The sequence below is a fragment of the Acinetobacter sp. DMC2 genome (assembly GCF_056314305.1).
Genome location: NZ_JBQUYP010000008.1, coordinates 54,154 through 78,833 on the forward strand (window position 1 = coordinate 54,154; position 24,680 = coordinate 78,833).

Sequence of the window (24,680 nt, forward strand, 5' to 3'; positions counted from 1 at the left end):
AAAGGAGCTTATCGCTCCTTTTTTATTATGAATTAGTTCTGAATCAACCCAGTCAGCTCATCTACATAATGCTGCATTGCTTTAGCTTGCCGGTCTACACGGCTTTCAATGTTGAGACGTAATAACGGTTCAGTATTTGAAGCACGGACATTAAAACGCCATGCACCAAAGTCTAGACTTACACCATCTGTACGGTCAATTTGTGGATTTTGATCAGCATAGAAATCGAAAATCTTTTGAATAGTGATTTGTGTATCAGCCACTTTAAAGTTGATTTCACCGCTACAAGGGAACTTGGTAATCATATTTTCAACGAGCGTTGAAAGAGATTTTCCTGTTTCAGAGAGTAGGGCAACGGTGAGTAACCATGGAATCATGCCGCTGTCGCAGTAAGCAAAGTCACGGAAATAGTGATGTGCACTCATTTCGCCGCCATATACGGCATTGTGTTCGCGCATGACATCTTTAATAAATGCATGACCAGATTTTGACTGGACAGCAATACCTTTATATTCATCCACGATATCAAATGTGTTCCAGACTAAACGTGGGTCATGAACAATTTTCTCGCCTGACTGTTTAATCAAGAAAGCTTGAGCCAATAAACCAACAATATAGTAACCTTCAATGAACTGTCCCTTTTCGTCAAATAAGAAACAGCGGTCAAAGTCGCCGTCCCATGCAATTCCCATATCTGCTTTATGCTCAATTACAGCATTACGGGTACTGTCACGGTTTTCAATTAAAATTGGGTTAGGAATTCCGTTTGGGAAAGTACCATCTGCTTCATGGTGAATTTTAATAAATTCAATTGGTACGTTAAGCACTTTAAATTTTTCTTCAATGGCATCAATCACATGACCCGCAGCCCCATTACCCGCGTTTACCAGTAACTTAAGTGGGCGGATTTTTGCAGGTTCAATATAGGTGATTAAGTGATCAACGAACTCAGGCAAAATGTTATAACTTTGAGTTGTACCTTTTTGGCTAACTTCTTCAAAGTTATTGGTTTCTGCTAAAGCCTGAATTTCTTTTAAACCGGTATCAGCACTAATTGGACGAGCATTTTCTCGTACCAGTTTCATGCCGTTATAATCCATTGGGTTATGGCTCGCAGTAACTTCAATACCACCTTGTACATCTAAGTGGAAAGCAGCAAAGTAAACTTCTTCAGTTCCTGTCATGCCTAAATCAAGCACATTTACACCCGCATCATTTAAACCACGGATAGTTGCTTGTTTTAAATCTTCACTGCTTAGACGAATATCACAACCTACAACTACAGTCTTTGGTTTATAGATTTGTCCGTATGCGCGGCCAATTTTATAGGCAATTTCTTCATTCAATTCGGTGCCGAGTTTGCCTCGGATATCATAGGCTTTAAAACACGTTAAAGTAGTCATTATTCAGTTCAATACAAATGATTTGAGTTTTAAGCATTATTATACATTTCTTAATAAATGGTTATGTTTATAGTTTTTATATTCAATTTTTACGCTTCATTTCTGTAGCTCAGATTTAAATTTATAAGAATACTTTTTACGACTTTAGTCTAATAAATAAAACTGGAAGTTCGAAATAGCTTGATTTTATTCAGTACTATTGGTCTTACCAATTGTGATGGCTATTTAATGATTGATCTTACAAATAACTGTGTTTATGATGCGATCTGCGGTTTAAGGAATAACATTTGCACTTAAATTTTAATTGGTCATACCAATTGTGTTAAATGTTTAAGAATTTAAGGTACAAAAATTCGCCCCGGCATTTCAAGGAGATGACAATGCTCAATATGTGGCAACAACTTTATGACCCTTTAAATAATATTTGGCTGTCCAGCGCGGTTGCATTAATCCCGATTATTTTCTTCTTTTTGGCATTGGCTGTTTTTCGTTTAAAAGGCAGTATCGCGGGAACGGGCACAGTCATTATTGCATTATTGATTGCACTATTTTTCTATCAAATGCCGGGTCAAATGGCCTTTGCGTCAATCATTTATGGTTTCTTCTATGGTCTATGGCCAATTTCATGGATCATTATTGGGGCAGTTTTTCTATACAAAATTTCGGTAAAAACAGGCCAGTTTGAGATTATTCGCTCAAGCATTTTGTCGATTACCGAAGATCAACGTCTACAAATGCTATTGGTTGGTTTTGCATTTGGTACTTTCCTTGAAGGGGCGGCAGGTTTTGGTGCTCCTGTTGCAATTACTGCTGCACTCCTTGTTGGTTTAGGATTTAAGCCACTTTACGCTGCTGGTTTATGTTTGATTGTAAATACAGCGCCAGTTGCATTTGGCGCAATGGGTATTCCAATTATTGTGGCAGGGCAGGTGTCAGGCGTAGACACCATGGAAATTAGCCAGATGGTGGGTCGTCAGTTGCCATTTTTAACGCTGATTGTGCTGTTTTGGATCATGGCGATTATGGATGGCTGGCGTGGTGTTAAAGAAACTTGGCCTGCTGTATTGGTTGGTGGTGGTTCTTTTGCGATTGCCCAATATCTTACATCTAACTTTATTGGTCCTGAATTACCAGACATTACCGCTGCAATTGCGTCATTGGTGAGCTTGACTGTGTTGTTCCGTTTCTGGAAACCAAAACATATTTTCCGTTTTGAGCCTGAAGCTGGTCAAACTCTAACTCAGCAACCTACTACGATTCAACGTTACAGTATTGGAAAAATTGCCAAGGCGTGGTCTCCATTTGCAATCTTAACGGTGATGGTCACTATCTGGAGTGTTAAGCCATTTAAAGCACTATTTGCAAAAGACGGTGCACTGGAACATTTAATTTTTAAAATTGAAGTTCCGTATTTACATAAATTGGTCGAAAAAATGCCACCGATTGTGTCAGAGATAAAACCATACGAAGCGATTTATAAGTTCGATTGGTTCTCTGCAACGGGGACAGCAATTTTTATTGCTGCAATCATCACCGCTATTTTCTTGAAAATGAAAGCGAGTGAGGCAGTAACGACTTTTGGTGAAACAGTAAATGAGTTAAAAACACCGATTTACTCAATTGGTATGGTGTTGGCTTTTGCTTTTATTGCGAACTATTCAGGTTTGTCTGCAACTTTGGCTTTGGCTCTTTCACATACGGGTCATGCGTTTACTTTCTTCTCGCCATTTTTGGGTTGGCTGGGTGTATTCCTTACGGGTTCAGATACATCTTCAAATGCTTTGTTCTCGGCTCTACAGGCGACTACGGCTCAGCAAATTGGTATTCCAGAAGTGTTGCTTGTAGCTGCGAATACTAGCGGTGGTGTGACAGGTAAGATGATTTCTCCGCAATCAATTGCGATTGCGTGCGCAGCAGTAGGCTTAGTTGGAAAAGAATCTGACTTGTTCCGTTTCACGGTAAAACATAGCATCATATTCACTGTCTTTGTTGGCATCATTATTACGGTTCAGGCTTATCTGGTTCCGTGGATGATTCCATAACTCCAGTGAAGGAAACGCGATGAGAATCTCCGATCAAGTGGTCATGAAATTGCAGGCATTAATTGAAGAGCGACACATGAAAAAAGGTGACCGTTTGCCTGCCGAGCGACAGCTTGCAACGAGCTTAGGGGTTTCTCGTCCGTCGTTACGTGAAGCGATTCAACAGCTCAATAGCCAAGGTGTGCTAATCAGCCGCCGCGGAGATGGGACTTATATTCAGCAGTTACCTGAACAGTGGCCACAGCAACTCATTGTGAACCCAATTAGTAACCTGATTGAAGAAGATCCGCTGTACCGTTTTGATGTGCAAGAGGCGCGGTTATTACTTGAAGGTGGCACGGCATGGTATGCCGCATTGCGCTCAACGCCTGAAGATCGCGCCAAAATCCATCATTATTTTAATGAAATTAGTCGCCATCAAAATGCAGGTGACTCAGCACAGGCCGCGGTGGCGGATGCTGAATTTCACTTAGCAATTGCTGAAGCATCTCATAATGTGGTGCTGATTCAGATGATGCGCAGCTTGTTTGATTTGTTGCAATACAACGTCTTGTTAGGACGTAAAAAAGTTTATAACGACCCCGTAAATGGTGACTTGCTGAGCGAGCAGCATTTTCAGGTGATGGATGCTATTGATCGTAAAGATCCCGAGGCCGCACGCCAAGCTGTCTGCGGTCATATTGAATTTGTGATTAATCATGTGCGTTCTCTGGATGAAGACGAAGCTCGCCAGAAACGTGCAAATCGTTTAAATAGAGTTGATTCAAAATGATTATTTCTTCTGGCAATGATTATCGTGCGGCGGCACAACGTCGCTTACCGCCATTTTTATTTCATTACATTGATGGTGGGGCGTATTCGGAATATACCTTAAAGCGTAACGTACAAGATTTGTCAGAAATTGCATTGCGTCAACGTGTGCTGAATGACATGTCAGCGTTAAGTTTAGAGACAAAACTATTTAATGAAACGCTGTCGATGCCAGTTGCGTTGGCACCAGTTGGTTTAACAGGCATGTATGCACGCCGTGGTGAAGTTCAGGCCGCGATGGCAGCTGATAAAAAGGGCATTCCATTTACGCTTTCAACAGTTTCTGTTTGTCCGATTGAAGAAGTTGCACCTGCAATTAATCGCCCAATGTGGTTCCAGCTTTATGTATTACGTGACCGTGGTTTTATGCGTAATGCTTTGGAACGTGCAAAAGCGGCAGGCTGCTCAACACTGGTATTTACTGTAGATATGCCTGTGCCAGGTGCACGTTACCGTGATGCACACTCAGGTATGAGTGGACCAAATGCAGCGATGCGCCGTTATATGCAGTCTATGTTTCATCCACATTGGTCGTGGAATGTCGGCTTAATGGGCCGTCCGCACGACTTGGGCAATATATCTAAATATTTAGGTAAACCGACTGGTCTTGAAGATTATATTGGCTGGTTGGGCTCGAACTTCGACCCATCGATTTCATGGAAAGACCTTGAGTGGATTCGTGAATTTTGGGATGGCCCAATGGTGATTAAAGGTATTTTAGACCCTGAAGATGCCAAAGATGCTGTACGTTTTGGTGCTGACGGCATTGTAGTGTCGAATCACGGTGGTCGTCAGTTAGATGGCGTGATGTCATCTGCTCGTGCATTGCCTGCAATTGCTGATGCGGTAAAAGGTGATTTAGCGATTTTGGCTGACTCAGGCATTCGTAATGGTTTAGATGTCGTGCGTATGTTAGCTCTTGGTGCCGATACGGTTTTACTTGGCCGTGCATTTGTTTATGCCTTGGCAGCAGCAGGTGGGCAAGGGGTGTCGAACTTGCTTGATTTGATTGATAAAGAAATGCGAGTTGCGATGACGCTTACGGGTGCTAAGTCGATTTCGGATATTAATGCGGATTGTTTAGTACAGGCAATGAAACAAGGTTTTTAAGAAATAACTTTTTAAGTGAAGCAGTAAGCACAGCCTCAAAATGTGGTGATTTGCTAATGTTTTATGTATAGGCATTTGTCACTTTTGAAAGGTCAAAAGTAACCAAAAACCTTTGTTTCAATGATGGTACGTCCTTGCTACCGCATCGAAAAGGCGGCATCCCTGCCGCCCACGTAGCCACTTGGGTTAAGAAAGTAGCTGGTGGTGCTGCGTCACTTACAGCCTGCGTGGTAGGAGCAAGGTGTTGTTTTTGCAATGTAAACTGAAAAATGGATACAGCGAACAGGTTCTGTAAGTGACAATGGTTTTGATTACTTTTGCCAAAACAAAAGTAATGGAATTAGCTACTTTAAATATTAGTTCTAAACGGAAAAACTCCGTCGTGTTGCTCTAAATTTAAAAAAACTATGTGGTAGGGATGACCAAAAGGAAACCATCATGCAAACATTTTCTCCTCAAGCAGTGATCGAACGTTTACAGAATATTGTAGGGCGTTCTCATGTTTTAACCGATGATCAAAGTACGCGTCAGTACCGCCAAGGTCGTCGTTTTGGTGAGGGGAAAGTGCTTGCTGTGGTTGTACCAGGGACCTTGCTAGAGCAATGGCAAGTGTTGCAGGCAGCAATTGACGCAGACTGTATTGTGATTATGCAGGCAGCAAATACGGGATTGACCGGTGGTTCAACTCCGTATGGCGATGACTATGACCGTCCTGTTTTAGTCATGAGTACGCGCCGTATAAAGGGTATTCAAGTCATTCATGACGGCAAGCAAGTGATTTGTTTACCGGGTGCAACCTTAGATAATTTAGAGCAAATTTTAAAAGGCTATGACCGTGAACCTCATTCGGTGATTGGTTCATCTTGTATTGGTGCATCGGTCCTTGGTGGTGTATGTAATAACTCGGGCGGTGCCTTGGTACGCCGTGGTCCTGCGTATACTGAACTGGCATTATATGCTCAGGTGAATGCTGCTGGTCAATTAGAACTAGTGAATCATTTAGGGGTGAATTTAGGTTCGACTCCTGAAGAAATTTTGACTCGATTAGAGAAGCAGAAATATCAAGCTGTAGATATTTTAGATGACAATGAAAAGCAGGCATCGGACCATCGTTATGCGCATGATGTGACGCAAGTTGATGAAGATACGCCTGCTCGTTTTAATGCAGACCCGTCACGTTTGTTTGAGGCTTCGGGTTCGGCAGGTAAAGTCTGTGTGTTTGCGGTTCGTCTTGATACTTATGAAAAAGTAGAGAGTAATGTCTTTTATATTGGTACTAATGATGCCGATGATTTAACAGCGATTCGCCGTTATTTACTCACCTCACTACCAAGCTTGCCGATTGCAGGCGAATATATTCACCGAGATGCTTATTTAATTGGTGAAAAGTACGGAAAAGACACGTTCTTATTTATTGAAAAATTTGGCACAGCCAATGTTCCAAAAGCTTTTGCGATGAAAGATAAAGTCGATGGCTTTTTAGAAAAATTTAAAATTAAAGGCTTAACAGATCATATTTTGCAGGCCATTACCTTCTTTTTACCGAGTCATTTACCTAAGCGTATGACCGAATATCGGGATCGTTATGAGCACCATTTAGTTTTACGTGTCGAAAATAATTTGAAAGCACAGACTGAGCAGTTTTTAAAAGAATATTTTGCAGTGCATCCGTCAGGCAGCTATTTCGTATGCAGCGAAGAAGAAGGGCGAAAAGCGTTCTTACACCGTTTTGCGATTGCAGGGGCGGCAATTCGTTACCGCGATACGCACCGTAGTGAAGTTGAAGATATTGTCGCGCTTGATATTGCGTTACGTCGTAATGACCGCGAATGGGTAGAGCAACTGCCAGCCGAGATGGAAAACAAAATTCTCCATAAACTCTATTATGGGCATTTCTTTTGTCATGTTTTCCATCAGGACTATATTCTTAAAAAAGGCCATGACCCATTAGAAATGGAACATCAAATGTGGAAGTTGCTAGACACGCGCCGTGCTGAATATCCAGCAGAGCATAATGTTGGGCATCTTTACATTGCCAAACCTGCCTTAGCGAACTTCTATCAAAAACTCGACCCAACCAATAGCTTTAATGTGGGTATTGGACACACCTCAAAACTGAAGTATTGGGGCAAAGCTAAATCTTAATCTCGAGAAACAAAAAAAAGGCGCCGAAGCGCCTTTTTTAATAAATGTCTTATGCAGCTTCTGTTGATTTAGCAAGCACTTCTGCAACTGCTTTAGCAACGGTGTAAACATTGTTCATGTTTAAACCTGCTACACAAATACGACCACTACGTACTAAGTAGATTGCATATTCTTCACGCAAGATATCAACTTGCTCAGCAGTTAGACCTGTGTAGCTGAACATACCTTTTTGGTTTACAAGGTAGTTAAAGTCACGGTCTGGTAATGCTTTAGTGAGTTCGTCTTTCAAGATGCTACGCATTTTAATAATACGCTCACGCATCTCTTTCACTTCACCTTGCCATTGCTGGTTAAGTGCAGCGTCATTTAACACTTCATCAACTAACCAAGCACCTGTTGTAGGAGGGCTAGAGTAAATACGGCGTACAGTCGCTTTTAACTGACCGAATGTGCACTGAGCAGCTTCTGCATCGTCACAAACGAAAGTTAAGCCGCCAACGCGCTCACCATATAAAGAGAAGATTTTAGAGAACGAATTGCTCACAATGAAGTTTAGACCCGCTTGGTCTAAAGCACGGATTGCATACGCATCTTCTTCCATACCGTCACCAAAACCTTGATAAGCGATATCTAGGAATGGAATAAGGTTACGATCTTTTAATACTGCAATCACTTGATCCCATTGCGCTGGGTTTAAGTCAGCACCCGTTGGGTTGTGGCAGCATGGGTGCAACAACACAATGCTTTGCTCAGGCAAAGTTTTAAGTGTAGAAAGCATACCGTCAAAATCTACACCACGCGTTTCGTTATCGAAATATGGGTAGAAATGAGTTTTGATGCCAGCCCCATTGAAGATCGCAACGTGGTTGTCCCAAGTTGGTTGGCTTACCCAAACGTCTGAATTTGGGAAATAAGTTTTTAAGAAATCCGCACCAACTTTCAATGCACCTGAACCACCAAGTGTTTGGATGGTTACAGCACGGCCAGCTTTAACTGCTGGGCTGTTTGCACCAAATAAAAGTGCTTGAATTGCTTCACGGTAAGGTTTGAAGCCTTCCATTGGCAAATAAAGTTTGGTTTTACCGTTCTTAGGCTCGATACGCTTTTGCGCTTCAATAATGGTCTCTAACTGAGGAACAATACTGTCTTCGTTATAGTAAAGACCAATACTCAAGTTCACTTTTCCAGAACGAGTATCAGCGTTGAACTGTTCCATTAAAGATAAAATTGGGTCGCCTGCGTATGGGGGGATATGTTGAAACATCAAAAAAGTCCTTTCATTCAACAATATGCATAGTGCTCGGTTTTTTCTGTCTCGAAAAATACGCCACAACTATGTCGATGTTCAATAATGTATCAATAAAGCTACCGTGAAGCACCTGATAATTTCACTAATATCGATATTTTCTGGATGAAAATAATAAAAAGTTTTAAAAGAAATTACGGTAAATAGATAGTAATTTATAACTCATACTTTCATTCAAGCAGATTGTCTACAATCTTGCTGTAATACATTGGTTGTAGACTAAAGTTTGAAACAAAAGATTAGCGGTCGAAAAGCAGCTAAAAAAGTGCCATAAATCTATAGGTAAAATAATATTAAATATCTGTTTTATAAATACTAATTAGCAAGTGGTTTAGTGGTTTAAATATAAGGTGAGATAAGAGGTCAGACTATAAAAATTGACCTGATGCGTTCTGTAAAGTGTCAACAATCACCTTGATTTTTTTCATTCATACCGCTATAAAAGCCATAATTGATTAAAAATTGTCGACAATATGCAAGATTTGACCTTCGCACCAGAGCCATTACAGAGTCAGGGAAGAACACTGACCGAGAATGTATTTAAACAAATACAGACGGCGATTGTTTTGGGTCAAATTCCGGCAGGTAGCAAAATTTCTGAGCCTGAACTGGCGCGCACTTATGGCATTAGTCGTGGGCCTTTGCGTGAAGCAATTCATCGCCTTGAAGGTCAGCGTTTGGTTGAGCGCACTGCGCATGTGGGTGCGCGTGTGGTTTCGCTCTCACTGCAACAGTTCAAAGAGCTTTATCAAATTCGAGCTTCTTTAGAAGGTTTGGCTTGTAATCTTGCTGCGCAGCATATTGATAAAAAGCAAATCTTGGCACTACGTGATGTATTGCGTATGCATGCCGAAGATGAAAACTTTAAAGCAGGTAAAGGATATTACTTGCAAGAAGGACAGGACGATTTTCACTACTGCATTATCAAAAGTAGTGGCAATAAAACCCTAGAAAAAATGCTATGTGATGAGCTTTATCACCTTATTCGCATGTACCGAATTCAGTTTTCAAACACACCCGATCGACCGAGCAAAGCTTGGGACGAACACATCCGTATTTTAGATGCAATTGCAGAAGGCGATGGTGAACTTGCCGAGCTGCTGATGCATCGACATATCAATGCTTCTTACAAAATTATTGAGCAAACACTGCTACAAGCACAAGGAGAACATAACAATGGCTAAACAATCCGCAGGTCAGCTATTTCGCGATGCAGTAGCCCAAGAAAAGCCATTACAAGTGGTTGGAACCATTAACGCCAATCATGCACTTTTGGCAAAACGTGCAGGTTATAAAGCGATTTACTTATCAGGTGGTGGTGTAGCCGCTGGTTCTTTAGGCTTACCTGATTTGGGAATCAGTAACCTTGATGATGTGTTGACAGACGTACGCCGTATTACCGATGTATGTGATCTTCCATTATTGGTTGATGCCGACACAGGTTTTGGTGCTTCTGCATTTAACATTGCACGGACTACAAAAGCACTTATCAAGTTTGGTGCCGCGGCAATGCACATTGAAGACCAAGTGGGCGCAAAACGTTGTGGTCACCGTCCGAACAAAGCCATTGTGACTCAAGAAGAAATGGTTGACCGTATTAAAGCAGCGGTCGATGCGCGTGGTGATGACAGCTTCGTGATTATGGCACGTACTGATGCCTTGGCTGTTGACGGGTTGCAAGCTGCAATTGACCGTGCGGGTGCCTACATCGAGGCGGGTGCAGACATGTTGTTCCCTGAAGCAATTACTGAGCTTGATATGTACAAGCAATTTGCTCAGACAACTGGCGCACCAATTTTGGCAAACATCACCGAGTTCGGTTCTACACCATTGTTTACCACTGAAGAGTTAGCATCTGCCGATGTAAGCCTTGCGCTTTATCCGCTTTCTGCTTTCCGTGCTATGAACAAGGCAGCCGAAACTGTGTATGAAACCTTACGTAAAGAAGGTACGCAAAAGAACGTGGTTGATATTATGCAAACGCGTAAAGAGTTATATGAACGCATTAATTACTATGCGTTTGAAGACTACTTAGACAATGCATTTGCTAAAAAGAAATAAACCAACCCTCTTTTAAAAGAAGGGGAAACGATGGTCTTGGCTATCGTGAGGGCGGCATGGATGCCGCTACGTTGGACTGCGATATAGGGATATATCGTCAGACCAACAAGGATTTTTGCTTACTTTTCATCCGTGAAAAGTAAGGCGAACGGCAGGTTAATCCAAAAATTGGATGAGAACTCGGCAAGACGCTGTCGCGTTTTTATCTAAGTAGAAATTGAACAAACAACAAATTCTGGTTGATATAAAGGATGATTCTATGAGCTCAAATGAAACAACAATAGGCTTCAAACCAAAAAAATCAGTTGCACTTAGCGGACAAGTTGCAGGCAACACAGCACTTTGTACCGTAGGACGTAGCGGTAATGACTTACACTATCGTGGCTATGACATTCTTGATCTTGCAGCAGGTAGCCAGTTTGAAGAAGTTGCTCACTTGCTCGTACATGGCAAATTACCAAATAAAGCTGAACTCAAAGCCTATAAAGCAAAATTAAAAGCACTTCGTGGCTTACCAGCAGCACTTAAAACTGCACTTGAACAACTTCCTCCATCTGCACACCCAATGGACGTGATGCGTACAGGTGTTTCAGTGCTAGGTTGTTTAACACCAGAACACGAAGACCACAACGAAGCTGGCGCAAAAGACATTGCTGATAAATTAATGGCAAGCCTAGGCTCAATGCTGCTTTATTGGTACCACTTCAGCAACAACGGTCGCCGTATTGAAACTGAAACAGATGACGACTCAATTGCAGCGCATTTCTTACATTTACTTCATGGCGAAAAACCATCTGAAGAATGGATTCAAGCAATGCATACCTCTCTGATTTTGTATGCTGAGCACGAGTTCAACGCATCTACATTTACGTCACGCGTGGTTGCAGGTACAGGTTCTGACATGTACTCGGCAATTACAGGTGGTATTGGTGCGCTTCGTGGACCTAAACATGGTGGTGCAAACGAAGTTGCATTCGTGATTCAACAACGTTACGACAATGCAGACGAAGCAGAAGCTGACATTCGTAAACGTGTTGAAAATAAAGAAGTCGTGATTGGTTTTGGTCACCCTGTCTATACAGTTTCTGACCCACGTAACGAAGTGATCAAGAAAGTGGCGCACGACTTAGCACAAGCACAAGAGAACACCAAAATGTACCTCATCGCTGAGCGTTTAGAAGCAGTGATGAAAGAAGTGAAAAACATGTTCCCGAACCTCGATTGGTTCAGTGCAGTGAGCTATCACTTAATGGGTGTTCCAACTGCAATGTTTACACCATTGTTCGTGATTGCACGTACAGCAGGTTGGTCAGCGCACGTGATTGAACAACGTCAAGACGGCAAAATCATCCGTCCAAGCGCGAACTACACAGGCCCTGAAAACCTCGAATTTAAACCATTGGCGGAGCGTGGTTAATGAACACAAAATACCGTAAACCGCTGGCAGGTACCCAGCTTGAATATTACGACGTGCGTCAAGCTGTTGAAGATATTCAGCCAGGCGCATACGAAAAACTGCCTTACACCTCTAAAGTACTCGCAGAGCAATTGGTACGTCGTGCCGATGCCGAGAACTTAACTGCATATTTAACGCAGTTGATTGAAGGCCGTCAGGACTTGGACTTTCCTTGGTATCCTGCACGCGTGGTGTGTCATGATATTTTGGGTCAAACTGCATTGGTTGACCTTGCAGGTTTGCGTGATGCGATTGCTGACAAAGGCGGCGACCCATCTAAAGTCAACCCAGTTGTACCAACACAACTCATTGTCGACCACTCTTTAGCAGTGGAATACGGTGGTGCTGACCCAGACGCTTTTGCAAAAAACCGTGCTGTTGAAGACCGTCGTAACGAAGACCGTTTCCACTTTATTGAGTGGACCAAAACTGCATTTAAAAATGTCGATGTAATCCCTGCGGGGAACGGCATTATGCACCAGATTAATCTAGAGAAAATGTCTCCGGTGATTCAGGCGCGTGATGGCGTAGCATTCCCAGACACATGCGTAGGTACAGACTCACACACGCCACATACAGACGCTTTGGGCGTAATTTCTGTGGGTGTCGGTGGCTTAGAAGCTGAAAACGTGATGTTGGGCCGTGCATCTTGGATGCGTCTGCCAGACATTATTGGTGTTGAGTTTGTAGGGCAGCGTCAGGCAGGCATTACTGCAACAGATATCGTACTTGCTTTAACTGAGTTCTTGCGTAAAGAGCGTGTAGTCGGTGCTTATCTTGAGTTCTTTGGTGAAGGTGCTGACAGCATGTCTGTAGGCGACCGTGCAACCATTTCGAACATGACACCAGAGTATGGCGCTACTGCTGCGATGTTCTACATCGACCAAAACACGATTGACTACTTACGCCTCACAGGCCGTGAAGATACTCAAGTGGCATTGGTTGAACAGTACGCAAAAGAAATCGGCCTTTGGGCATCTGACATGACCAAAGCAGAGTACCCACGTGTACTACGTTTTGACCTGTCAAAAGTAACACGTAATATTGCTGGTCCATCAAACCCACATGCACGTGTTTCAACTGCCGACCTAAAAGAAAAAGGTATTGCGGGTGTTGTTGAAAACCGTTCTGACGGCTTAATGCCTGATGGCGCAATTATTATTGCTGCTATTACTTCATGTACTAACACTTCTAACCCACGTAACACTGTGGCGGCAGGTTTGTTGGCACGTAAGGCAAATGAACTTGGTTTGGTTCGTAAACCTTGGGTGAAATCATCATTTGCACCGGGTTCAAAAGCGGCTGCACTTTACCTTGAAGAAGCGGGCGTTCTAAAAGACTTAGAGCAACTTGGTTTTGGTATTGTGGCTTACGCTTGTACGACCTGTAATGGTATGTCAGGCGCGTTAGATCCAGTCATTCAACAAGAAATTATTGACCGTGACTTGTACGCAACAGCTGTACTCTCTGGTAACCGTAACTTTGATGGTCGTATCCATCCATATGCAAAACAAGCGTTCTTGGCATCTCCACCACTTGTTGTGGCGTATGCAATTGCGGGTACGATTCGTTTTGATATCGAAAAAGATGCTTTAGGTCATGACAAAGAAGGTAACCCGATTTACCTGAAAGACATCTGGCCATCTGACGCTGAAATTGATGCCTTAGTTAAAGAAGCTGTGAAGCCTGAACAGTTCCGTAAAGTCTACATTCCAATGTTTGACTTGGGCGTAACCGTAGAGGCAGAAAGTCCGCTTTATGACTGGCGTCCACAAAGTACTTACATCCGCCGTCCACCATATTGGGAAGGGGCGTTGGCTGCACCACGTACTTTAGCGAACATGCGTCCTCTTGCAATTTTGGGTGACAACATCACCACCGACCACTTGTCGCCTTCAAATGCGATTTTGATGGACTCGGCTGCGGGTGAATATCTTCACAAAATGGGTGTACCAGAAGAAGACTTCAACTCATACGCAACGCACCGTGGTGACCATTTGACTGCACAACGTGCAACATTTGCCAACCCGAAACTCTATAACGAAATGGTGGTTCGTTCAGACGGTACCATTAAGCAAGGTTCAAAAGCGCGTGTAGAGCCAGAAGGCGAAGTCATGCGTATGTGGGAAGCGATTGAAACCTACATGAACCGTAAACAGCCGTTAATTATTATCGCGGGTGCTGACTACGGTCAGGGTTCAAGCCGTGACTGGGCTGCAAAAGGTGTACGCCTTGCAGGTGTAGAAGCGATTGTGGCAGAAGGTTTTGAGCGTATTCACCGTACTAACTTGGTGGGTATGGGTGTGTTACCGCTTGAGTTTAAAACGGGTGTAAACCGCAAGACTTTGAAGCTAGATGGTACAGAGCTTTATAGCGTGATTGGTAATATTGCGCCGCGTTCGACTTTAACTTTAGTGATTGAGCGTGCCACAGCGGATGGTAAAGAAGAGATTCTTGAAGTGCCTGTGACTTGCCGTTTAGATACAGAAGAAGAAGTTTCTGTATATGAAGCGGGCGGTGTATTACAGCGTTTTGCACAAGACTTTTTAGAAGGCCAAGTGGCTTAATATTGAGTTAAAAATAATTGATACGGTTTTAAAAGCCCCGCTTTAGAGTGGGGTTTTTTATTTGTTTATACGTAGATAATTAATTATAAAAAATGACTGCATATATTATATTTTTTAAAATTATTTTATTTTTGTCATCAAATTCTCTTTAACTTACATTAAGATACGCGGCTCTTACACTTAAATATAAATCACAATAGATTTCTTGGAAAATATCAATGCGTAACTTATTCATTATTTCAATTTGCTCTCTTATATTAACTGCTTGTGGGACGATGCCTTATGTAAGTACAGAGTACCCTCTGCGTGCAGGTTTAATTCAACCCGTGAAGGTCATTGGCAAGGCAGATGTGACCAATGCTCAAACTTCAGATGAACGAGTGATTGTATATTCTTATATGGGCACAAAACTGGACTCTAGCATTAAGGCTATTACAGAAACGATGGTACAACAGACTCAAAAGGAACTATTGAAAAATGGTCAACCTGTTGAGGGTAATGGATCGAAATCGATTGCGATTAAAGTAAATTCATTACGTAGTACCTACACCAATCTGCTTTTCTGGCGCAGTAAGATTAAATTCGAAGCGACTTTAGGAAATGGACAAACTATTCCATTTACAGTTCCTCATACGAGTGGTGTGTTAGTACAAGATTTAAATGGATGTATTGCAGAAGGGGTAATGACTTTACTCAATGATGCACGTGTAAGAAGCTACTTAGCAGAAAAATAAGAATATAAAAAAAGCCCTATCTTGAGGATGGGGTTTTTCTTGTAAGTGAATAAATTATTTATCTGAGCACAATATTTTAGTACTACATAAAATTTAGTATTCCATTTTGAAAATCATACGATGAGCATAAATGGACATTAATAAATTTGGTTGTTTGGATATTATTTTAAATTAAATCATAAGGAAAATTATGTCGTTACGTTTATGTTCTTTTTTGGCGATTTGCTTCTCTATTTCAGGTTGTGCCACTACATATGGAACAGGAAAAATTGGTTTGACTGGTGGAGCTATGGCTACAAGAGCTACTCCTAAGCTTCAAAAGGTAATTTTTTATGGCAATGGATTTACTAGTCCAGATATTGCGCAGAAGTATGCTCTTTTTCGGGCGGCGGAATATGCTCGAGATCAAGGAAAGCCATGGTTTTTGATGTATGCGACTTTAACCGATGCTGCACTGGATAGAACAACACTACTTCCTAATTTAGGTAGTGTCGATAACAAACCAGCAGCTTTTGCTTATGTGCGTTTACTCGATCAAGAACAACCTAATGCTACACGTACAGATGATATTTTATTACTAATCAATGAAATGCGTGGAAAATCTATTTCGAAATCCACAAGTGATAATTAAGTATTTTGACGAGTTGAACTAAAAATGAAAAATATTTTTCCTAGTATATTATTTATAGGATTGTTTATTCAGTTGGTAGGTTGTACCCCACGATATGTTTTTTCTCCTGAAGAAAAAACAGCAGCCGTCAAGATTCTGATGAATGATGGGCAGGTTAATATGTGTCGAGATGGTAAACTTTATTCTTTGAAAATAGACCATGAAACTGGTAAAGCATTAATACCTGCTGGAAAACGTGTAGCATTATTGAAGTCAGTACAATATAGCGGATATCAAACAACATTTAGTTGTTATCCTCGTCTCGGTTTTACACCAAAGGACGGGGAGACTTATATTACTGATATGAACCTTATTGGTAATAGATGTCTTTTGGAACTAGTCAAAGAAAATGATAGTACGGACAGTTCAGTTGAATTAGAACCATCCCTAGGACAGGCCGATTGTTTTAGACGTTAGTTTTAATATGGAACTAGATAAGTAAACGTAGGCTAGGATATGCCATAGTCTTTTAGTATTTTTATTTGAATTAAATTGAATATAAAAAAAGCCCAACATCCTGTTGGGCTTTTTCATATTTGGTTGCTAGATATAACTCCTGTCGTATCTCACGATCCTAGTGCATGAACCTATTATTGTTGTTTTGTGTTCCGGAACATCCTGTTCCTGTATGAACTCATCATAGGAAAAAAGCAGGGTGTCGCCAATCCGCTAAACCCCTAAAAGTTTGTAAGATAAATCGTACAAATAACATTTTTTGCATTTATGCCATCATCATCGGGCGAAATGGACAATTGACAATCACTCTAACTGGGTTATATTCCTGTTTAATATCTATACGATTATAGGAATGCAATCATGGTAACAGCTGGCGAAAAACCCGGAACAGGCTTCTATTTCTGCGCTCAATGTGGCCAGAGAGTGTTTTTAGAAATTAATACAGATCGTTTACCACCATGCACTAAATGCTATTGCACTGAGTTTAAACGTTAAGAATAAAATAATATTTGCGTTCGCATTTAACAAAAAGCCCTGTCACCCGATGGGGCTTTTTGTTAGTTTAAAATAAGACTTACATAACAAGACCCGCGATGGGCATGAAAAAGGAAACCGTTATGGAAACTATATTAGGTTTATGTATTGGCGTGGGGCTGAGCGCTGCCTGCGGTTTTCGCGTGTTTGTACCGTTGTTGGTGATGAGCATTGCAACAATGATGGGATGGTTTGAGCCATCAAAAGGCTTTGAGTGGTTAGCTATGCCATCTGTTTGCTTGGCTTTAGCTGTGGCAACAGTCTGTGAAGTTGCGGCTTACTATATTCCGTGGGTCGATAATGCTTTAGACACGGTTGCGACTCCTGCAGCCATGATTGCGGGTACGTTAACGACCATGGCTGTGAGTAGTGGTGAAATGTCACAGTTTGCAGGTTGGGCGGCAGCCATTATTGTGGGCGGTGGTACGGCAGGTGTGGTGCAAATGAGTACAGTCGCTGCACGCGGTGTTTCAACTGCAACCACAGGCGGCTTAGGGAATTTTGTTGTTGCTACAGGGGAGTGGATTGGAGCAATCTTACTTTCGGTTTCAGCTTTGTTAGTTCCTGCGCTGGTTGCGATTGTGGTGGTTATTGCTGTTATTTTGGCAGTACGTTGGATACGTCATAAAAAAACAAGAACAGGCACATAGTCCGCTATAGGCTAACGTAAACATCATTTTTTAATGAGCATAAAAAAAGCCCAACGTCCTGTTGGGCTTTTTCGTATTTGGGTACTAGATATGACTCCTGTCGTATCTCACGTCCTGATGCATGAACCTATTATTGTTGTTTTATGTTCCGGAACATCCTGTTCCTGTATGAACTCATCATAGGAAAAAAGTAGAGTGTCGCCAATCCGCAAAATCCCTAAAAGTTTGTAGGTTAAAGCGTACAAGATCGTCTTTTAATTTATTATTATGTTCTCATAGCGTTGTTTTAAATCGGGATATATTCATGCTGAATGGTTGTGAAAAATGTGATGAATGCGGAAGCCAGTATTTAAAAAGTAAATCTAGCATGGCTTCGTTGTGTCCTGAATGCGCTTCTATAATTTATGGATATGCAAATTGTGAGCATGTTTTTAAAGAGGGATGTTGTATACATTGTTATTGGGATGGCAGCACAACCACTTATATTGAAGACTTAAAGAAAAACTCATAAATATTCAGATATAAAAAAAGCCCAACATCCTGTTGGGCTTTTTCGTATTTGGTTGCTAGATATGACTCCTGTCGTATCTCACGTCCTGATGCATGAACCTATTATTGTTGTTTTGTGTTCCGGAACATCCTGTTCCTGTATGAACTCATGATAGGAAAAAAGCGGGGTGCAGCCAATCCGCAAAATCCCTAAAAGTTTGTAGGCTAAAACGTACAAAACAAAAGTATGGTTATCTTTATATAAAAGGATTTTCAGTTTCCCAAGGCTTGCTGCTAAAAATGATCTGCCCATTTTCAACACAAAGAATCCACGTATAGAAATATTCTTCTCCTAACCCTCGACATTCAAAATTTGCATTTGGAAATAGAGGGGTAATTTTTTCTATGAGTTGTAAGCAATAAACGGGATCGACATTAAGGGATGCCTGACCATCAGAAAAGGCATCTACTAAAGCACCATAAACATCTTCGTGGATTGAATCCTCCGTTAATATTTCTAGAATTTTTTGCTTTTCAGTAGATAAGTCAATCGTGTCAAAATCTGTATAACGAAATTGTAGTTCTGTATAAAAACTCATTTTTATTAGCTCTATGATATTAATGTTAAAAAATACTACTTATTAAACATGATCTTATCGTTAAAAATGAGTTGAGTATAGAAATATCTAAACTATAAGAGTTCAAATTTCTTAAAAATATTCTTCTTTAGGCCTCTGCGCCACAACAGACTTTAATCTTTTGCGCTGATTTAAAGTAATAAACCATTGCAGCACAGAGATAAAGGAGCTAAGCCAAACGCTTAACCCATCTCATTTTTGTCACACCGCTGTATGATGCTGAAAAAAGTAGGGGCAAAGTCCCGTGGGAGAACAGGACTTTGCAAACTGACATGTTCTAGGCGTTGCATGAGCTTAGGGGAATAAGCGTGTTCAAGTCGCTGATAAATACAGTCACAACTGGTTTTGCTGTGCCCACCCGACAGGCAAATTTTTTCAAAATCCTGTTGGGTGTGTAAGTTACAGCCCGAAATACTCAAGTTGCCTAGAACGAAACTTAAAGCCAAAATAGGTTTATAAATTGTCATATTATTCTCATAATGATTTATATCTATGAGTAGAAAAAATATAATTAATTTTAAAGTTTAAAATAATTTTTAGATAATAATTAATCCTCCAGAAAATATAGGAAAATAAAATAATTAAATTTTTAAAATAAAATTAATTTATAAATTTAAAAAATAGGGTGCAGAAAACCCAGATTTTAAATAAATAAAATAGTTAAATAAGAGAGTAAATAAGTTTGAAAAAAGTCATGGCCAACTCCTTAAAAAATGGAGTCCTACCACCAGATTACCGCGAATTAATTTATGGTGGTAGAACGAAAGGGGGTTGACAGACTGGACTCGTAGAACCAGCACGCACGGGGCGTCCCCCTCCCGTCCTACCGCAAAGAAAGGGGACGCAAGGGTCTAACGAATTATAGTAGAACTATAATCCGCTACGAGTTACGGTCTGTCAAAACCGTCTGGCAATGTAGGCCAGCAACGAGATAATAATCGGTGATTTTAATTACGTCAATTTAATATTTAAAATATTTTTGATTTAATAATAAAACTAAATGTATTTTTAAAATAATAGAGTTGATGTTTATATTTAATTAGAAAAAATAAATAATAAAAAGAATTGTGCATGCGGTTTTTTTAATAATAGAAATTCATTATCTTATAAATAAAAATATTATGAGTAACTATCTTTATTCTAAACTTTTAAGCATTTCTTTCGCATCTACATCTCCTGCATTGGCAGCTTGCTGAAACCATTTCTTTGCCAGTTGTGTGCTTTTCGGTATGCCTTCACCATTTAAATACATCTGGGCCAAGTTGTACTGGGCATCACTTTCGCCATGCTCAGCCGCTTTGGTGTACCACTTAAGGGCCTGCTCATTACTTTGGGTGACGCCGTGACCTTTTTTATATAGCTGAGCTAAATTATATTCTGCGGGTGGATAGCCTTGCTCGGCAGCACGACTAAACCACTCAAACGCCTGCACATAATTTTGCGCAGTTCCTTCGCCTCTGTCATATAACACCCCTAAGTTATATTGCGCTTTAGCATGGCCCTTGGCCGCAGCCTTAGTGAAATAATCAAAAGCGCGCTTGGCATCTTTTTCAACACCCGTGCCTGTGTAATACATCATTCCTAAACTATATTTTGCCCCCACGCTTCCATTTTGGTCAGCCGCAGTTAGCCATTTAAACGCTTGTTCATAATTTTTAACAACGCCTTGTTCGCCGCTTAAAAGCATCATGCCCAGATGATATTGAGCAACAGCTTGCCCTTGTTCTGCACGATATTGAATATCGGCCACACTTGGTTCAGCAAATGCTGGGGAATGAAGCGAGAAAATCACCATAAATATATAAAAAGCAGAGTTTTTTATTTTCATGTCTCATCCTGAATTCTATTAATTTGTGTATTTTCTTTCTTCAATATCTATTTGAATATAAAAGAAAAATATTAAATATATTTGTGCGGTTTATAGCACTTTAAAATGAGTAAATTTTACGGATTAAATCTTCATTAAATAAGAAATTAACGTAAAACCGCATATTTGGACTAGTTACATTTTGAAAATGAGTATAGATAGACAGATTAGTCTTTTTTTAATTAAAATGCGGCCTAAATATAAGTTTGATTGATAATAAAAATGCAGATGAGTGTGTCGAGTATATTGGAGCGTTTAGGCCTTGTTTCGCAAAATCGCGCTGTTCATATCCAATTCTCAAATCAGTCTTTAAATCAGCAAGTTTTCTTACAACGTATTGAAGGCGAGCATACGCTCAACCAAGGTAGCGTTGCTGAGTTACTGTGTCTGTCGACGAACGCACATATTGCATTAAAACAATTTATTGGCTGTCAGGTTGCCGTCGATCAGGTCACTGACACAGGTCAGTTTTTTAGAACTACGGGCATTATTACCGAAGCAAGCCAAGGTCAAAGCGACGGCTCACTCACCATTTATAACCTCACCTTAAAAGACCCAACTGCACTCTGGCATAAACGCCGTAATAGCCGCGTGTTTATGAATAAAAGCGTGCGCGATATTAGCGAAATTCTGTTTAAAGAATGGCAGGGGAAAAGCCCGTTATTTGCCTCAAGTTTAACCCTTGATACAGCAGGTTTAACGAAAGACTACGATGTGCGTCCATTTGTGATGCAGTCAAATGAAAGTGACTATGACTTTTTAACCCGTTTGTGGCGTAGTGAAGGCATTAACTGGCTAGTCGATGAATCGCAACTTTTTGTAGCTGACCCCAATGCTTCCATTCAGCCACAAGTACTCCGCTTAATTGATGATAACCAAAATTATCAAGCCCTTGAGCGCCGTAGCCTACGTTACCAACGCAGCAGCGCCACAGAACAGTTCGATACCATTACCCAAGTCAAGGCAGAGCGCCGCTTACAACCAACTTCTGTTCATGTGCAACGCTGGCAAGCTGATGCCCTACAACAAGAAGAAGGCAGCGGTAGCGTACAAGGCACGCAGAAACACAGCGAACACTATGACAATGCCAGTCTAAACCTTGAAGATGCATGGCATGTTAGCCCCGCTTGGATGCAAGACTTAAAGGGTGAAGATCAAGCAACAGCTTCTGGTAATAGTCAGATTGAACAGCTGAACCAGCACATCAATGCTTACCATCACTTGAGTTCTAAACAGTTTACGGTTTCAGGTAATGTCCGTGATGCACAGGTCGGTTACTGGTTTGAACTCAATGAACATCCTGAACTCGACCAACATGACAGTGCTGATAAAGAGTTCTTAATCTTAAGCAAGCACTACTATAACCAAAATAATTTACCGAAAGAATTACAACAGCAACTTGAGCGTCTGTTGCCAAAAGACAAGCTTAAGGCTGCGCAACTCGACAGCCAAAACCCAGAGCAGCGCCACTTTGCTGAACTGAATGTTGTTCGACGCAACATTAAAGCTGTCCCTGAGTATCACCCACTAGAGCACCGACCAGCGGCTTACCCGCAGCGCGCTAGAGTGGTGGGGTTGGAGGGCGAAAGCATCCATGTTGACCAGTGGGGACGCATTAAAGTCCGTTTCCTATTTACCCGAACTGATGACCATAGTCATGACGGTGGAGCAGGAAGTAGCGACAATGACACCGACTCGGCTTGGGTTGATGTGCTGACCCCATGGGCAGGCGCGGGTTATGGCGCACGCTTCTTACCACGTGTCGGTGAGATCGTGGTGATTGACTTCTTTGACGGCAATATTGACCGCCCATTTGTAGTCGGACGCATTCACGAAGCTGAACGTCACCCAACCCAGTTCGATCAGAAAGGCCAGCTACCCGACACCAAAAAGCTCAGCGGCATCCGCTCAGAAGAAGTCGACGGCAAAGGCTTTAACCAGCTACGTTTTGATGACACTACAGGGCAAATCAGTGCCCAACTGCAAAGTAGCCATGCAGCCAGCCAACTAAACTTGGGTAACTTAAGTCATCCAAAAGATAAGGCGGAAAGTGATGGCCGAGGTGAAGGTTTTGAACTCAGAACAGACCAGTGGGGAGCGGTAAGAGCAGGCAGTGGCTTACTCATTAGTACCCATAAACAGGACCAAGCGCAAGGTGTACACCTAGATGCAAATGAGGCTAAACAACAAATCGACGGTGGCCTTAACAATGCCAAGGCACTTAGTGAAGTTGCCAAAAATCAGCAAACTGACCCGTTAGAAAATTTAGAAAACCTAAAGTCGTTTATTGAAAAACTTGAGCAGCAAGACAACGCAAAAGCCAAAACGTTTAAAGAGGCGATTATGTTGTTGGCGAGCCCAAATAGCATCGCGCTAAGCAGTAATGAAGATATTCATTTAAGCGCAGATGGGCAGCTAAACCAAAATGCTGGAGACAGCATTAATCTGTCTACCCAAAAGAATTTAATCGCGCATGCCCAAAATAAAATTAGCCTTTTTGCGGCGCAAGAAGGGGCAAGATTCTATGCAGGCAAAGGTAAAGTTGAGATACAAGCACAAGGCGATGGAGCAGATTTAATTGCCCGTAAAGCTGTTCAGATTATTTCAGCAGAAGACAAAATTGAGGCGACAGCAGCCAAAGAAATTGTACTCACCGCAGGCGGCTCTCAAGTCAAAATTACTGGTTCGGGCATTTTTATGACCACAGGCGGTAAGTTTGAGGTGAAGGCTGGACAGCATTTGTTTATGGGGGGGGGAAGTGCGAATGCTAATGTTCCTGCGTTGCCAGATTTACGAATGAAAACTGAGCATCGTAATTTCCAAGCTATAGATTCATCTAAGAATGAACCATTAGAAGGAATACCTTATTCAATTTTGAATAAAAGAACGGGAATAAAATCTTATGGTTTTACTAATGAGAAAGGAATGACGAAAACCATAAAATCAGCTGAAAATGATGAATTAGTTGTTAATTGGTTCGAACAGGAAGATAGGGTAAATGGCGAATAATTCAACAACAAGTACTACAACTAATACAGCTAATCCACCGACCCAGAAAGTTCCTTTGAAACCAGAAGCTGAGTTACATCTATTAGTAGGGAGTGCTTATGGAGAAGGAGATAAAGAGTCGCCCTATGGCCATACTGCTGTTTATATTAAGTTGAAAGGTAAGGATTATATCTATGATTTTGGTAGATATGGAAAAACGAAACCTGAAAGCTTTGGTATTTTTACTTTAGAGGGGGCTAATAGTCCCCGCGGAGAAGGAATATTAAGGATTTGGAGTAGCTTTGACGCTTATATTGCTGATGAAAACAGCCAAGGGGTAGGAACTTCAAAAACTAGGACAACTCATGCCTATGGTTATAGAATTTTTGATAGTCAGGCTATGTTGGTATTAAATTATTATAATAATTTATTGAAAACAGCCACATTAAGACGAAATGAAAAATACTATAAAAGTTATGCTTTATCTCAGGACTATTTTGCTTTGGCCCCTAATTGCACTACTCAAAGTTTAGAGGCAACGAAAAAAGCAATTCCAAGTATGGCGAAATCAGGCAATATGTTTGTAAATGCTGAGAAAGTACTATCTACTACAGTAAAGCTAGCATTTAAAGCAAGTAAATATGAAATGCCAAAATACCTATTTTTACCCGATAATTTAAATGATTATTTAATGAAGTCTCCTGATGTAAAAGTAGATATTAAAAATACATATCATCTTAAAAAGTAGGGATAT

Annotated in this window: 19 protein-coding genes and 2 pseudogenes; 15 read left to right on the forward strand and 6 right to left on the reverse strand. The window is 41.2% G+C overall.

Features of this window, described 5'->3' with window-relative positions; all coding sequences use genetic code 11:
• Positions 1-32 precede the first annotated feature (32 nt).
• On the reverse strand, positions 33-1,403 hold the full coding sequence (locus ACT53H_RS16950; protein ID WP_476009723.1) for a phosphohexomutase domain-containing protein: 1,371 nt from the start codon (positions 1,401-1,403) through the stop codon (positions 33-35).
• A 374-nt stretch (positions 1,404-1,777) separates the two neighbouring features.
• Here ACT53H_RS16950 and lldP point away from each other — a divergent pair, with 374 nt between their 5' ends.
• The 4 genes from lldP (at position 1,778) to dld (ending at position 7,510) form a co-directional block, all read left to right on the forward strand.
• Positions 1,778-3,445: an L-lactate permease gene (gene lldP / locus ACT53H_RS16955; protein WP_474772169.1), complete on the forward strand. Its 1,668-nt coding sequence runs from the start codon at positions 1,778-1,780 to the stop codon at positions 3,443-3,445.
• 19 nt (positions 3,446-3,464) lie between these two features.
• A complete protein-coding gene (lldR, locus tag ACT53H_RS16960; protein ID WP_004711163.1) occupies positions 3,465-4,217 on the forward strand; it encodes a transcriptional regulator LldR in 753 nt (250 codons plus the stop codon).
• Positions 4,214-5,365, forward strand: coding sequence for an FMN-dependent L-lactate dehydrogenase LldD (lldD, locus tag ACT53H_RS16965; RefSeq protein ID WP_004706043.1), 1,152 nt, complete (start codon positions 4,214-4,216; stop codon positions 5,363-5,365). Before lldR ends, lldD begins: the two co-directional genes overlap by 4 nt.
• Positions 5,366-5,803: 438 nt before the next feature.
• The gene (dld, locus tag ACT53H_RS16970; protein WP_476009724.1) at positions 5,804-7,510 is read left to right on the forward strand and encodes a D-lactate dehydrogenase; all 1,707 of its coding nucleotides are present in this window, start codon (positions 5,804-5,806) and stop codon (positions 7,508-7,510) included.
• Positions 7,511-7,559: 49 nt separating this feature from the next.
• On the opposite strand, the gene ACT53H_RS16975 is transcribed toward dld, so the two are convergent.
• Positions 7,560-8,774, reverse strand: coding sequence for an amino acid aminotransferase (locus ACT53H_RS16975; protein ID WP_476009725.1), 1,215 nt, complete (start codon positions 8,772-8,774; stop codon positions 7,560-7,562).
• Between the two features lie 335 nt (positions 8,775-9,109).
• Positions 9,110-9,244: pseudogene (locus ACT53H_RS16980) on the reverse strand (hypothetical protein).
• 45 nt (positions 9,245-9,289) lie between these two features.
• Here ACT53H_RS16980 and ACT53H_RS16985 point away from each other — a divergent pair.
• The 9 genes and pseudogenes from ACT53H_RS16985 to ACT53H_RS17025 all read left to right on the forward strand — a co-directional run bounded on the left by ACT53H_RS16985 (position 9,290) and on the right by ACT53H_RS17025 (position 17,954).
• Positions 9,290-10,000, forward strand: a complete 711-nt coding sequence (locus ACT53H_RS16985) for a GntR family transcriptional regulator (protein ID WP_016139645.1) — start codon at positions 9,290-9,292, stop codon at positions 9,998-10,000.
• Positions 9,993-10,877 carry a methylisocitrate lyase gene (gene prpB, locus ACT53H_RS16990; RefSeq protein WP_003655707.1) on the forward strand — a complete coding sequence of 295 codons (885 nt, stop codon included), beginning with the start codon at positions 9,993-9,995 and terminating at the stop codon, positions 10,875-10,877. Before ACT53H_RS16985 ends, prpB begins: the two co-directional genes overlap by 8 nt.
• Positions 10,878-11,136: 259 nt before the next feature.
• On the forward strand, positions 11,137-12,294 hold the full coding sequence (prpC, locus tag ACT53H_RS16995; protein ID WP_476009726.1) for a bifunctional 2-methylcitrate synthase/citrate synthase: 1,158 nt from the start codon (positions 11,137-11,139) through the stop codon (positions 12,292-12,294).
• The gene (gene acnD / locus ACT53H_RS17000) at positions 12,294-14,900 is read left to right on the forward strand and encodes a Fe/S-dependent 2-methylisocitrate dehydratase AcnD (RefSeq protein ID WP_174759146.1); all 2,607 of its coding nucleotides are present in this window, start codon (positions 12,294-12,296) and stop codon (positions 14,898-14,900) included. Before prpC ends, acnD begins: the two co-directional genes overlap by 1 nt.
• Before the next feature lie 218 nt (positions 14,901-15,118).
• Positions 15,119-15,634: a hypothetical protein gene (locus ACT53H_RS17005; protein ID WP_476009727.1), complete on the forward strand. Its 516-nt coding sequence runs from the start codon at positions 15,119-15,121 to the stop codon at positions 15,632-15,634.
• Positions 15,635-15,824: 190 nt separating this feature from the next.
• Positions 15,825-16,265: a CC0125/CC1285 family lipoprotein gene (locus tag ACT53H_RS17010; protein ID WP_476009728.1), complete on the forward strand. Its 441-nt coding sequence runs from the start codon at positions 15,825-15,827 to the stop codon at positions 16,263-16,265.
• 24 nt (positions 16,266-16,289) lie between these two features.
• Positions 16,290-16,721, forward strand: coding sequence for a hypothetical protein (locus ACT53H_RS17015; RefSeq protein WP_192455714.1), 432 nt, complete (start codon positions 16,290-16,292; stop codon positions 16,719-16,721).
• Positions 16,722-17,120: 399 nt separating this feature from the next.
• Complete coding sequence (locus tag ACT53H_RS17020; protein ID WP_004640417.1) at positions 17,121-17,255, forward strand: zinc ribbon-containing protein; 135 nt, start codon at positions 17,121-17,123, stop codon at positions 17,253-17,255.
• 122 nt (positions 17,256-17,377) lie between these two features.
• Positions 17,378-17,954, forward strand: a pseudogene (locus tag ACT53H_RS17025) (DUF4126 domain-containing protein).
• Between the two features lie 736 nt (positions 17,955-18,690).
• On the opposite strand, the gene ACT53H_RS17030 reads toward ACT53H_RS17025, so the two are convergent.
• From ACT53H_RS17030 to ACT53H_RS17040, 3 genes are all read right to left on the reverse strand, one after another.
• Positions 18,691-19,032 (reverse strand): hypothetical protein, encoded by a 342-nt coding sequence (locus ACT53H_RS17030; protein WP_476009729.1) that lies wholly within the window; start codon positions 19,030-19,032, stop codon positions 18,691-18,693.
• A 221-nt stretch (positions 19,033-19,253) separates the two neighbouring features.
• Positions 19,254-19,538: a hypothetical protein gene (locus ACT53H_RS17035; RefSeq protein WP_312822090.1), complete on the reverse strand. Its 285-nt coding sequence runs from the start codon at positions 19,536-19,538 to the stop codon at positions 19,254-19,256.
• A 668-nt stretch (positions 19,539-20,206) separates the two neighbouring features.
• Complete coding sequence (locus ACT53H_RS17040; RefSeq protein ID WP_476009730.1) at positions 20,207-20,899, reverse strand: tetratricopeptide repeat protein; 693 nt, start codon at positions 20,897-20,899, stop codon at positions 20,207-20,209.
• A gap of 261 nt (positions 20,900-21,160) precedes the next feature.
• Between ACT53H_RS17040 and ACT53H_RS17045 the strand changes: the two genes are divergently transcribed.
• Both ACT53H_RS17045 and ACT53H_RS17050 read left to right on the forward strand, forming a co-directional pair.
• Entirely contained in the window at positions 21,161-23,947 is a 2,787-nt protein-coding gene (locus ACT53H_RS17045; protein ID WP_476009731.1) for a type VI secretion system Vgr family protein, read from the forward strand.
• Positions 23,937-24,674 (forward strand): hypothetical protein, encoded by a 738-nt coding sequence (locus ACT53H_RS17050; RefSeq protein ID WP_144735318.1) that lies wholly within the window; start codon positions 23,937-23,939, stop codon positions 24,672-24,674. The genes ACT53H_RS17045 and ACT53H_RS17050 overlap by 11 nt, the downstream gene beginning before the upstream one ends.
• Positions 24,675-24,680: the final 6 nt, after the last annotated feature.

Excerpts from the sequence above, each read along its gene's own strand:
- ACT53H_RS17020 (WP_004640417.1), top strand. The coding sequence starts at position 17,121 with ATGGTAACAGCTGGCGAAAAACCCGGAACAGGCTTCTATTTCTGCGCT.
- lldP (WP_474772169.1), top strand. The coding sequence starts at position 1,778 with ATGACAATGCTCAATATGTGGCAACAACTTTATGACCCTTTAAATAAT.
- ACT53H_RS17005 (WP_476009727.1), top strand. The coding sequence starts at position 15,119 with ATGCGTAACTTATTCATTATTTCAATTTGCTCTCTTATATTAACTGCT.
- prpC (WP_476009726.1), top strand. The coding sequence starts at position 11,137 with ATGAGCTCAAATGAAACAACAATAGGCTTCAAACCAAAAAAATCAGTT.
- lldD (WP_004706043.1), top strand. The coding sequence starts at position 4,214 with ATGATTATTTCTTCTGGCAATGATTATCGTGCGGCGGCACAACGTCGC.
- ACT53H_RS17030 (WP_476009729.1), bottom strand. The coding sequence starts at position 19,032 with ATGAGTTTTTATACAGAACTACAATTTCGTTATACAGATTTTGACACG.
- dld (WP_476009724.1), top strand. The coding sequence starts at position 5,804 with ATGCAAACATTTTCTCCTCAAGCAGTGATCGAACGTTTACAGAATATT.
- ACT53H_RS17010 (WP_476009728.1), top strand. The coding sequence starts at position 15,825 with ATGTCGTTACGTTTATGTTCTTTTTTGGCGATTTGCTTCTCTATTTCA.
- acnD (WP_174759146.1), top strand. The coding sequence starts at position 12,294 with ATGAACACAAAATACCGTAAACCGCTGGCAGGTACCCAGCTTGAATAT.
- prpB (WP_003655707.1), top strand. The coding sequence starts at position 9,993 with ATGGCTAAACAATCCGCAGGTCAGCTATTTCGCGATGCAGTAGCCCAA.
- ACT53H_RS17050 (WP_144735318.1), top strand. The coding sequence starts at position 23,937 with ATGGCGAATAATTCAACAACAAGTACTACAACTAATACAGCTAATCCA.
- ACT53H_RS17045 (WP_476009731.1), top strand. The coding sequence starts at position 21,161 with ATGCAGATGAGTGTGTCGAGTATATTGGAGCGTTTAGGCCTTGTTTCG.
- lldR (WP_004711163.1), top strand. The coding sequence starts at position 3,465 with ATGAGAATCTCCGATCAAGTGGTCATGAAATTGCAGGCATTAATTGAA.
- ACT53H_RS16975 (WP_476009725.1), bottom strand. The coding sequence starts at position 8,774 with ATGTTTCAACATATCCCCCCATACGCAGGCGACCCAATTTTATCTTTA.
- ACT53H_RS17035 (WP_312822090.1), bottom strand. The coding sequence starts at position 19,538 with ATGACAATTTATAAACCTATTTTGGCTTTAAGTTTCGTTCTAGGCAAC.
- ACT53H_RS17040 (WP_476009730.1), bottom strand. The coding sequence starts at position 20,899 with ATGAAAATAAAAAACTCTGCTTTTTATATATTTATGGTGATTTTCTCG.
- ACT53H_RS17015 (WP_192455714.1), top strand. The coding sequence starts at position 16,290 with ATGAAAAATATTTTTCCTAGTATATTATTTATAGGATTGTTTATTCAG.
- ACT53H_RS16950 (WP_476009723.1), bottom strand. The coding sequence starts at position 1,403 with ATGACTACTTTAACGTGTTTTAAAGCCTATGATATCCGAGGCAAACTC.
- ACT53H_RS16985 (WP_016139645.1), top strand. The coding sequence starts at position 9,290 with ATGCAAGATTTGACCTTCGCACCAGAGCCATTACAGAGTCAGGGAAGA.